We start from the raw sequence: 10,438 nt of genomic DNA, 5'->3' as shown, positions 1-10,438 counted from the left end.
AGTCATTATATCATTTATCAATAAGTTATATCAACACACTATTAAAACAGAGCCTTTAGTTATGCGATAAAGGAAATAGGTTTGGAGTACAAAGGTAATCTTTTTAAGGTTAATAGCTTATCTTCAAACGAAAAATAGGTCAGATCCTAAACTATCAAAAGATAATTAAGAAAACTGACCCATTTATTTCAACTTATTGCTTAGCTTAAGTGTTTAGTTCAACTGCAACGAGCCTTTGGCATTCATCAACAGCTCGACCACATCATCGCCACTAATCACAGGGAAGCGCTTATCAATCGCAGATTCTTCAACGCCATTGTGTTTCATACACGCACCGCAAACCAATACTTGGCCGCCATTTGCGATAAAGGCTTCTAGCAATTCGCCTGCAGGCTCAAATGGCGCGCCAATATTGACGTCATCTAAAGCGTTTGGTAATGCCAAATGCACTGCGTCTACCATCAAAATCACTGAAGCAGAGTGCCCTTTCTTCAAGGCAATTCCCGCCATAGTAAAAGCCAAGGTAATTTTGTTAGGATTTGAATCACTATTATCAAACAGTGTGCCTACATAATCAGTGCGATAATCCGTGTTATTAGCCATCTTATTTTCCTTATTCAGTTTAATGAAAACTCACTACTATCCTAACATTTAATATACTTATTTATATAATGTATTGTTAGTAAATAGTAGCTATAAGGTTACTTGGTTGTGAAGAGCTGGTTGTGAAGAGCTGGTTGTGAAGAGCTGGTTGTGAAGAGCTGGTTGTGAATCGCTGCTTGTAATTTATAAGTATTTTTGAATAATTGGCTTTAAGCTTGCGGCGGCCACGGTCGGTCAGCATCACTCACGATCCATTCTTTTACATAGCCGCTTGGTGGTAGTTCCCAATCAGATTGATCCAACGCGGCCAATATACGAGAGGTCTCAATGACTTTACCGCCTTCGGTGACGCCAGTACGCAGTAGGGCAGACGAGCAAGGTTTGCCCTTGACCCACATTGATTGTTCAATATATATCCAGCGCTCATCAAAGGCGACGATTTTAGTTTTCATAGTGACTTTTTCAAAAGCGCGAATCCGCCTACGATATTGAATAGTACTGCCAGCGACCACCAAACCCCAACGCTGTTTTAGCAGCTGTTTGCCAAGTCCGCTACGTACTGCAAAGTCGGTACGCCCCATGTCATAAAGTGTGAACACGCGACCATTATTCATCTCTAAAAAATTATCAATATCAGACAGTCGGCAGCGAAAGCTAATCTCGCTGGTATCTTTAAACGTTAAGGTGTTGCCTTTTTTTACTTGTAGCGCGGCGCGAGCGATGGTGCTGGCATAACGAATAAATGGATACATAGAACAATCTCATCAGTTTTAAAAGGTAAGAGTAAAGTAGATTAAGTTATTATTTATTAGGTAACACACCAATAGACTCAAAATAAGCACTGACGGTTTCAGGTATCCAATTAATATCAAATCTGGATTTTTTATAAAGATGAGGTGACTTGTCTTTATCGGAGCGATAACGAATAAAGCCCACATGACCACCATGCTCAGTGTCTAAAATAGTGATACTGTCAGACACATCGTTTGGTGTGGCGGTAAAACCAAGGAAGGGATCGTCTTTGGCGCTAATCAATAATAAAGGCTTGGTCACTTTTATCAAATAAGGCAGGGCTGATGAAGCCTGATAGTAATGATTGTTAGAGCGGTAGCCGTGACGCGGCGCGGTAAAGATATCATCAAAATCACTGATACGATTGACCGACTTGATCGAGTCGATCTCCTCTTTAGTGATGTCATTGGCTAAGGCTTTTTTGATAATGGGGTTGAGTAAGTAAGGAGTATAAATACGATGGCTCAAAAATCCGTGCATACTAAGCGCCGCCGATGACATATCAACGGGCGCAGAAATCACAGCCGCGCCTTGGCAGATTGCGTCGTCACCATATTCGCCCATATATTTTGCCAAGGCATTACCACCTAGTGATACCCCAGCCGCATAGATATGGGCAAAGCTTTCGCGCAGGTTTTCAAGCATATGGTGCAACTCGCCGGTGTCCCCTGCGTTATAAAAGACGCGACCGCTCGCAGGAATACCGCCACAGCTGCGAAAGTGCGCCACCACAAAATGCCAACCTTGCGCGTGCATCTGATAGGCCAAAGCACGGGCATAATGACTGTCGCTACTGCCTTCCATACCGTGAAACAGGACGATCAACGGCGTTTGCTCAAGTTCACCGTTTTCTGCAGCTTCAATCGGATGGGCGTCATAAAAGTCATAAGCAATATCACTTTCATCTAACGAATCTTTTTCGACCACGCGGCGATAAGTCGGGGTTTTGGGTGCAAAAAACTTGGGCAGGATACTTTGCAAATGCGGATTGGTTAGCCAAAATGGCGGTTTAAAAGGAGCAGGCGTGAATGGTTTTGTCGATTTTGAGGTTGGCATATATGAATCTTATTTTATGTTTATTAAAATCGTTGTGAATAATCAGAGCTTTATCATACCGACGCTTATAGCCAAAACCAATAAGATTTAGTGAACGCTCAGTGAACGCATGGTTACTCAAACGTATTTATGAGTTACGGCGACTCTAACACCCGACCATCCATCGCCAGACGCTCTTTTAAATCCTCAATATCCACTTCAGCGAGCGTCACACTCAATGTCACTTGTTTACTATAAGCGACATCATCGATACTGCCGTTTAGGCTATCAACGATGTAACGACATTGGGCTTCGGTAGCAAACTCTGCCAATATCTGTACTTGCGCCATCGGCACGTAAGGTAGCAGTATCATCTCATCAACCGCCGCTTGCGCCGAGCCTGCATAAGCACGGGTCAAGCCGCCAGCGCCCAGTTTAATTCCGCCAAAATAACGCACGACGATGATAATCACGTTGCCGATAGACTTGTGCTGCAACACATTTAATATCGGACGACCCGCCGTACCATTTGGCTCACCATCGTCGTCAAAGCCGGCACTGGTGGTGTTATTAGGGTCGCCAATGATATATGCCCAGCAGTGATGACGGGCATCGGCGTATTGCTCACGTAGCTGTTCCACGTGAAACATTGCGTCTTCACGTGAATTAACTGGATAAGCGTAGGCAATAAACTCGGATTTCTTAATTTCTAAACGAGCAGTAACAGCACGTTTTAGCGTTTGATAGCTCATATTTCATCAGGTCTAGGTTGGATATGGTAAACTTGTCTAACTTTCATTGTCTGCCGTATTTGGCGCAGTGTTCATTTAATTTTTTATTATAGTACCACTTCTAATCATTTAAGGTAGCGAACAAGCGGCGTATGAGTATTTGTGTCGTTGGCTTAATGTAGAGTAGGTGCTATAAAACGGATGGTAGTTAAGCGTATGCGTTTAGATAAATTCATTAGTAAATCCACTGAGCTGTCGCGTAAAGAATCAAAAAAGATTCTACACGCGGGTGAGGTAACGGTAAACGATCAGGTCATCAAAGACCCAGGTGTACATGTCGATATCGCCAACGACGATGTGATGTGGGTAGGCGAGCCATTGTCGGTTGCCACCGGTAACCGCTATATCTTACTGCACAAACCTGAAGGCTTTGAATGCACGCTTAAAGCCAAAGAATACCCAATCGTCACAGAGCTGATAGCGGTACCAGAGCTTGGTAGCTTACGCATTGCTGGGCGACTTGATGTCGATACCACTGGCGCACTACTGATCAGTGATGATGGCAAATGGTTGCACCGCGTTACTAGCCCTAAGCATGAGCATGCCAAAATCTATGAGTTAACCCTAGCAGATGCCATGGATAGTGAGGCGCAAGCCAATGCAGTCAAAGAAGTGGCTGAAGGTATTTTGTTAGAAGGCGATCATGAAGAAACCAAACCTGCGACCCTTGAGTTCATTGATGAAACACATGCGCGTCTGACCCTTGAACAAGGTAAATACCATCAAGTCAAACGTATGATGGGCTATTTTGGCAACAAGGTAATCGAGCTACATCGCGCCAGTATTGGTCATATCGATTTAGAGGGTTTGGAGAAAGGCGACAGCCGTTTCTTAACCCCTCAAGAAGTCGAACAATTTTAAATTCTATCGATTAAGCTTTAAAATAAGCCCATAGACTGTTTTGCTAACATCAGCAGCCACTTAAACGTGCGCTGCTTTTTTTATGCTGTTTAACATCGTTATTTCTGTCAGTCATTGTGCTCAATTAATTTTAGCAACTTGCTGTGTTGCCTGTCTCTTAAAGCTGGGTAGCAATTTTGCAAAATTAGCCGTCAAATCTCTATCCCATCCTCATAAAAATCCTCCGATATGCTACAGTCCTTGTAACTTTTTTAATCTACTTTTTTGCATAATGTAATTAGCCGCTATTAAATGCTTTTATTAAAAACCTGATAGGACAGACTCTGTGAAAAAACCTGTATTTAAATTTGCCAGTCTCATCACCGCCATATTATTCGCTACGACGGCTTGCGCTCAACCTACGGCAACATCGTCATCGTCTAGCAATGCACAAAATAACAATGCTCAAAGTGCTCAAACCACTGGAAAAATAAGCCCTGAAATTGACAGTCGTTTGCGTGCGATATTGACTCAGGCGGGTATTAAGACAGAAATTACCTCTATGGTGCCTTCACAGTTGCCAAACATGTATCAAATCAATCTTGCGGGTCAGCCGCCATTACATATGACAGCGGATGGTAAGTATGTCATACAAGGTGAGCTACAAAAGAACCCGAGCAAACGTATGGTTAATGAAACGCCAGTACGTAGTAATAACGCGCAGGCAGGTACTTCAGTCAATAAAAAAACCAAAACTGATCTGTTAGCCAATATGGGTGCGCTGAAAAACATGAGCACTAAAACACCGTTCTTTTATACCGCAGTACCGGGGGTCATTTGGGGTGCGACGTTAGAGGGTGTGCCGTTCTTGTTATCAGATGACGCGCAATACATCACCGATGGCGAGATATCTGTTATCGAAAACGGTCAGTTCACAGGACTCGATGAGGACTTTGAAAAGCGCAAAAACCAGTCAGTGTTCGCTGAATTAGACGAATCGCAATTGATTACTTATCCAGCGACCAGTCCTGAGAGAGCAGTCATTTATGTGGCTAACGATGTGAACTGTCCTTACTGTCGCCTACTGCATGAGCAGCTACCGATGCTTAACGCTAAAGGGGTAACGGTGAAAACCATTGGTTATCCAATATATGAAGAGTCGCCGGAGCAAATGCGCGCTATTTGGTGTCAAGGTGACGAAGACAGCCGCCGAAAAGCCTTTGATAAGGCGATGTTAAAAGGTGAGATGACGCCTGCGCCAGCAAGCTGCACTGTTAATCATATAACGTCTAATCGTGAAAAGTCGGCAGGGCTTGCGGTGATGGCAACGCCTGCTATTTATCGTGAAGATGGCGTGCTTTACCAAGCAAGTTTTGAGAGTCCTGAATTCTTAGAGTTTTTGGGAGTAGACTAGGTCATATCAAATTTGTGATATAGAACACTGAGTAACAGTGACACCTAAAAAAACCGCCTCATGAATATCACTCATGAGGCGGTTTTTGTTTTATTTGGATAGCCGTTTATGGCAGTACAACATCAACGATTTTCCAGTTAATTAAGCCCTCGCGCTGCATTTCTATGGTAAGCGGATAGCCTTTGACCTGACCGCTGATATTGAAACAATTGATGCCGCAATAACTCAGTTTTGGTTTGTCACTATCTGTGCCTTGCGCCACTTGCTGCTCGAGCTCAGCCGCCTGCTTGTCCATAATTTGCTGCATTTGGTTTTTGACCACTGCATTGACGTCACCGCGCTGAATGATTAAGTTTTGAATCAGATTTTTCAAATCAACTTGATTGCTGGCAATTGCCCATGCTGCTGCCAACTCTTTGGTTGCGGTGTTGGCTTGACCTTGGGTGTTGATAAGCTTTTCGATATTTTGCGGCGTGATTGCGCCATCGACTGCCTGTATGATAAAACCGTTTGCCGCCTCATTTAATGCCGCGCCGCCCAATTCTGCAACCAGTGGATATTTGGTCATGGTCAGTGCAAACTGGCTGGTTAATTGATTTTGCACACTGGGTCGTACTTGTTCGTAATCGATAGCAGCGGCGATAGCAGCGCCATCTTTGGCATCATAGGCATTTTTAAGCTGATAAGCGCTGTAATAAGGGGAGCCTGCAAAGATTGCAACTGCAATCACGATCAATAAAACAATCAGTTTTTTCATAAAGATAAATGCCTTTACTGTATTTGTTCGCTATATAGTCAATTCCATATAAATGGCTACACAGACTACGTTTATTATGTTTGTAAGTTGTATTGGTTAAAAGGTGGCTAGCAGGATGGCTAGGGCGATAAATACTAACACGGCCTAATATGATAAATATATAAATATGCTCATTGATGACACGCACTGAGGTTTATTGTGAAGATTTAAGCCTTGCATAATCAACCCGCAATAAGGTGGATAATGGCAAATCGAGTATAAATGATACGTGAGTTGGATTAACGAGGCTGATAACATCGTGACTCTATACCAGTAGCATGTGGCTACTAACGTATCGATTTTATTTCAAACGGGCTATATATTGCAAAGTTTTTGAACGTCGAGTTATTATTTCAATCATTTTTTAACCTGACTATCCCAGTCAGTAATATCCCCTGCTAAAAGCTTGATAAATTAACCCATCATCTCCATAAATAGCGCAAACTTTTAATAATTGATTTGGTTAAACAGCATCCCGCCGTATTTGCTCGTCCGTTCAACCCGTATTTTTACATCGTTAATAGAGCGGCTATGTTTCATGTGAAACAACTGCTCGCGATTGAGTATAAAAAATGCGTGTGAGCGTTGACGACAGGGTCGATAGACTTATGGGCTAATGGTACTGTGACGACAATAGGAGAGACGATGAGTAAGCGCGATTTTTATGAGGTATTAGGCGTCAGCAAAACAGCAGACAACAAAGAAGTGAAGCGAGCCTACCGCAAGCTGGCGATGAAATACCATCCAGATCGTAATTCTGATGACCCTGATGCCGAAGATAAATTCAAAGAAGCATCCATGGCTTATGAGGTGCTAAGCGACGAAGAAAAACGCTCAGCCTACGATCGTATGGGTCATGCTGCTTTCGAAAATGGCATGGGCGGTGGCGGCGGCTTCGGCGGAGCAGGTGGCGGCAACTTCCAAGATATCTTTGGTGATATCTTTGGCAACTTCGGCGATATCTTTGGTCAATCACGTGGTGGCGGCGGTGGACGCTCGCGCCGTGGTTCAGACTTACGTTATGTGATTGAGCTAACCTTAGAAGAAGCGGTACGCGGCTGCAAAAAAGAGATCAGTTTCACCGCCCCTGCGCCTTGTGACACTTGTGATGGCAAGGGTGCAAAAAACGCCTCGGACGTCGTGACTTGTCAGATGTGTCATGGTCAAGGCCAAGTCCGCATACAGCAAGGCTTCTTTGCCGTTCAGCAAGCCTGCCCACAGTGCGGTGGTAGTGGTAAGCAAATTAAAAACCCTTGTCCTGACTGTCATGGTAATGGGGTCAAAGACAAATCTCGTAACCTAGAGGTTTCTATCCCAGCGGGCGTTGATGATGGCGACCGTGTGCGTCTATCTGGTGAAGGTGAAGCAGGTGGAGCAGGAGTGCAAAACGGCGACTTGTATGTCGAAGTGCGCGTCAAGCCGCATAAGGTCTTTACCCGTCAAGGTGCGGATCTCTACATGGATGTGCCCGTGAGCATTACCGATGCCGCGCTTGGTAAAGAAGTGCAGATACCGACCTTAGATGGCAAAGTCAAAATCAAGGTGGCTGAAGGTACACAAAGTGGTAAACTACTGCGCGTGCGCGGCAAAGGCGTGACGCCCGTACGTACCACGATGAAAGGTGATTTAATCTGCCGTGTGGTCATCGAAACGCCAGTCAACCTCAATCGTGAGCAAAAAGACTTGCTGCGTCAGTTCCAAGATACGCTTGATGGCGACAGTAAGCATCAGCAGTCACCGCATAAAAAATCATTCTTTGAAAAGATTGGTGACTTGTTCGACTGATAGATTGCTTTGGTTAAAGTATTCAATTGTTTTAAGCCCGATAGTTTCACGTGAAACTATCGGGCTTTTTATTATCAGTATTTTTACTGGTGATGTTTGGTTGTTAAATGCATAAAAAAACATTCAGCGAGGATATTTGCTAAACTGACAATAATCATGATTAAAAACTAATTTCGCTAAAAACAATCTTATTAAAATAAAGTGTTTAGGATAAAGGTATGAGCCAACAAACAAATAAACAAGCCATGAATAATACGAATAAAGAAGCCATTAAAATCGGTGTCATCGGTGCCGGCGGTCGTATGGGTCGTATGCTTATCGAAGCGGTACAAGACAACCCCCAAACGACTCTAAATGCTGCGATTGAGCGCCAAGGCTCAAGCCTCGTTGGGGCTGATGCTGGGGAAGTGGCAGCGATAGGTTGTTTAGAGGTGCAGATAGTGGATGACCTACAATCCGTCATTAACGACATCGATGTGTTAATTGACTTTAGCTTGCCAGATGCTACTGAACAAAACATGCAAGTTTGTGCCGAGCATGACGTCGCGATGGTGATTGGAACGACGGGCTTCAATGAACAGCAAGAAAGAGTACTGCATGATGCGAGTAAAAAAATCGCTATCGTCTATGCCGGTAACTATTCAACAGGCGTTAACCTGTCTCTAAAATTGTTAGAAACGGCAGCCAAAGCTTTTGGTACTGATGCCGATGTAGAAGTGATCGAGGCACACCATAAACACAAAATCGATGCACCATCGGGTACGGCGTTTATGATGGCAGAAGCAGTGGCAAATGCGCGTGGGCAAAACCTCAAAGACGTCGCCGTTTATGGGCGCGAAGGACAAACAGGCGAGCGCGAATCAGGTACCATCGGCATTCATGCGATTCGTGGTGGTGAGATTGTCGGCGATCATACCGTGATGTTTATCGCTGATGGCGAAGTGGTTGAGATTACCCATCGCGCGCGGGCACGGATGACCTTTGCTGCGGGCGCTGTGCGTGCCACCACTTGGGTAGTACAGCAAAAAGCAGGGCAATATAATATGCAAGATGTATTGGGATTAAATGAGTAAATAAATGAGTGAATAAGCCAAGTGTTATGGTGTGATGATTATTGACTATCATAAGAGGTATAGCGTGAAACAACAGCGATATAGCAAAAAATTGAGCGTTATTAATGTATATAATCGCGCTCGCCATCGGCGGCCAACAAAACTAAAACGGCTACTTGGTTCAGCGCCCTTGGTCATCATATCGTCATTAGCGCTGGCCCCGATGGTCGCCCAAGCCGCCACTTATCAAACTTACGTCATCGACACTTATGGCGGGGATGCATTATTACCCACTGTTCGTCAGCAGCTAAATAACAGCCAAGATGGAGGAAGCGTTGCCACTTATCAAGATAAATTGGTTTTGCAAACCACAGAGGCCAATTATCAGGCAGTGCGGCAATTACTCACACAAATTGATACTCAGCCCCAAGCAGTAACGGTCGCGGTTCGTGTGGGAAATACTGACAATCGCCAAAGCAATATTCAGCAAGGGCGGGTGATTATTAGTAATCGAGGTATTCAAGGTACAGGTGTCATTAATCAGCGTAATAGCCAGCAGCAGAATAGCAGTCTGTATCAAGTGCAAACGCTGTCTGGCAGTGCGGCCAGCATCAGTACGGGCACACTTTATTCGTTAACTCAGAATTACGCTGCCAATACTTATCCAAGCAATCATCGCCCAGTAGGGCAGATTATTATTCAGCAACAAGTACTATTGCCAACGACTCAGGGTGTGGCAGTCACACCAAGGCTGCTACCGAATGGGCAAGTCGAAGTTAAACTCTCGCAAGTAGAAGAAAAATTAACGCGTTCTAACTCATCACATAATCAAAACCCTGCTATCAAAAGCCAAAAACTTAATAGCACCATTATCGTACCACGCGGACAGTGGGTAACGATCGGACAAATCTCTCAAAATAGCCAACACCAAGATTCAAGTTATGCTGGTAATCATCAAATCAATAGTAGTAATGACGCGCCCATTCAGCTGTTGGTTCAATAGCTGTTTATTCTTTATTTAAAAACTTAGATTAACACACCAAGTGCAACGCTAAATTATATTATAGAACACCTGATTGGGCGTTTTAAACCCTAAGCGTTTTCTTGGTCTGTTGTTTAGTTTATTCTCAATAGCTTGTATCTCATTATCAGAGACTTGTCTAAAGTCACAACCCTTAGGCAAGAACTCTCTGATTAAGCCGTTAGTATTCTCGTTGGTTCCTCGCTGCCATGACGCATAAGCATCGGCAAAGAAGAAGGAAGTAAAGAGCTTTCGTTTCACCTTCTTATGCTGAGCAAACTCTTTACCATTGTCAGAGGTAATGGTCTT

11 protein-coding genes are annotated in these 10,438 nt (G+C 44.0%); 5 read left to right on the top strand and 6 right to left on the bottom strand.

Annotated elements, in window-relative coordinates; all coding sequences use genetic code 11:
* Window positions 1–213 precede the first annotated feature (213 nt).
* From EI161_RS11590 to EI161_RS11575, 4 genes are all read right to left on the bottom strand, one after another.
* Window positions 214–603 (bottom strand): DsrE family protein, encoded by a 390-nt coding sequence (locus tag EI161_RS11590; RefSeq protein ID WP_192523710.1) that lies wholly within the window; start codon window positions 601–603, stop codon window positions 214–216.
* Window positions 604–812: 209 nt separating this feature from the next.
* The gene (locus tag EI161_RS11585) at window positions 813–1,355 is read right to left on the bottom strand and encodes an acyl-CoA thioesterase (protein ID WP_192523709.1); all 543 of its coding nucleotides are present in this window, start codon (window positions 1,353–1,355) and stop codon (window positions 813–815) included.
* A 49-nt stretch (window positions 1,356–1,404) separates the two neighbouring features.
* The gene (locus EI161_RS11580; protein WP_192523708.1) at window positions 1,405–2,451 is read right to left on the bottom strand and encodes a YheT family hydrolase; all 1,047 of its coding nucleotides are present in this window, start codon (window positions 2,449–2,451) and stop codon (window positions 1,405–1,407) included.
* 134 nt (window positions 2,452–2,585) lie between these two features.
* Window positions 2,586–3,182, bottom strand: a complete 597-nt coding sequence (locus EI161_RS11575) for a YigZ family protein (protein WP_192523707.1) — start codon at window positions 3,180–3,182, stop codon at window positions 2,586–2,588.
* A gap of 195 nt (window positions 3,183–3,377) precedes the next feature.
* Between EI161_RS11575 and EI161_RS11570 the strand changes: the two genes are divergently transcribed.
* Together EI161_RS11570 and EI161_RS11565 are read left to right on the top strand one after the other, a co-directional pair.
* On the top strand, window positions 3,378–4,082 hold the full coding sequence (locus tag EI161_RS11570; protein ID WP_192523720.1) for a pseudouridine synthase: 705 nt from the start codon (window positions 3,378–3,380) through the stop codon (window positions 4,080–4,082).
* A 325-nt stretch (window positions 4,083–4,407) separates the two neighbouring features.
* Window positions 4,408–5,475 (top strand): disulfide isomerase DsbC N-terminal domain-containing protein, encoded by a 1,068-nt coding sequence (locus EI161_RS11565; protein WP_192523706.1) that lies wholly within the window; start codon window positions 4,408–4,410, stop codon window positions 5,473–5,475.
* Window positions 5,476–5,581: 106 nt separating this feature from the next.
* Here EI161_RS11565 and EI161_RS11560 read toward each other — a convergent pair whose 3' ends face one another.
* Window positions 5,582–6,232 carry a DUF2939 domain-containing protein gene (locus tag EI161_RS11560; RefSeq protein ID WP_192523705.1) on the bottom strand — a complete coding sequence of 217 codons (651 nt, stop codon included), beginning with the start codon at window positions 6,230–6,232 and terminating at the stop codon, window positions 5,582–5,584.
* Between the two features lie 684 nt (window positions 6,233–6,916).
* Here EI161_RS11560 and dnaJ point away from each other — a divergent pair.
* The 3 genes from dnaJ to EI161_RS11545 all read left to right on the top strand — a co-directional run bounded on the left by dnaJ (window position 6,917) and on the right by EI161_RS11545 (window position 10,111).
* Complete coding sequence (gene dnaJ, locus EI161_RS11555) at window positions 6,917–8,056, top strand: molecular chaperone DnaJ (RefSeq protein ID WP_192523704.1); 1,140 nt, start codon at window positions 6,917–6,919, stop codon at window positions 8,054–8,056.
* Window positions 8,057–8,274: 218 nt separating this feature from the next.
* The gene (gene dapB, locus EI161_RS11550) at window positions 8,275–9,129 is read left to right on the top strand and encodes a 4-hydroxy-tetrahydrodipicolinate reductase (RefSeq protein WP_192523703.1); all 855 of its coding nucleotides are present in this window, start codon (window positions 8,275–8,277) and stop codon (window positions 9,127–9,129) included.
* A 64-nt stretch (window positions 9,130–9,193) separates the two neighbouring features.
* Window positions 9,194–10,111 carry a hypothetical protein gene (locus tag EI161_RS11545; RefSeq protein WP_318779299.1) on the top strand — a complete coding sequence of 306 codons (918 nt, stop codon included), beginning with the start codon at window positions 9,194–9,196 and terminating at the stop codon, window positions 10,109–10,111.
* Window positions 10,112–10,159: 48 nt separating this feature from the next.
* Here EI161_RS11545 and EI161_RS11540 read toward each other — a convergent pair.
* A partial coding sequence (locus tag EI161_RS11540) for an IS30 family transposase (RefSeq protein ID WP_192529608.1) occupies window positions 10,160–10,438 on the bottom strand: 279 nt, incomplete at its 5' end.

Source organism: Psychrobacter sp. FME5, from assembly GCF_014861375.1.
GTDB lineage: Bacteria > Pseudomonadota > Gammaproteobacteria > Pseudomonadales > Moraxellaceae > Psychrobacter.
Note: the sequence above shows the minus strand (reverse complement) of the source record. Positions and strands in the feature narration are given on the sequence as shown.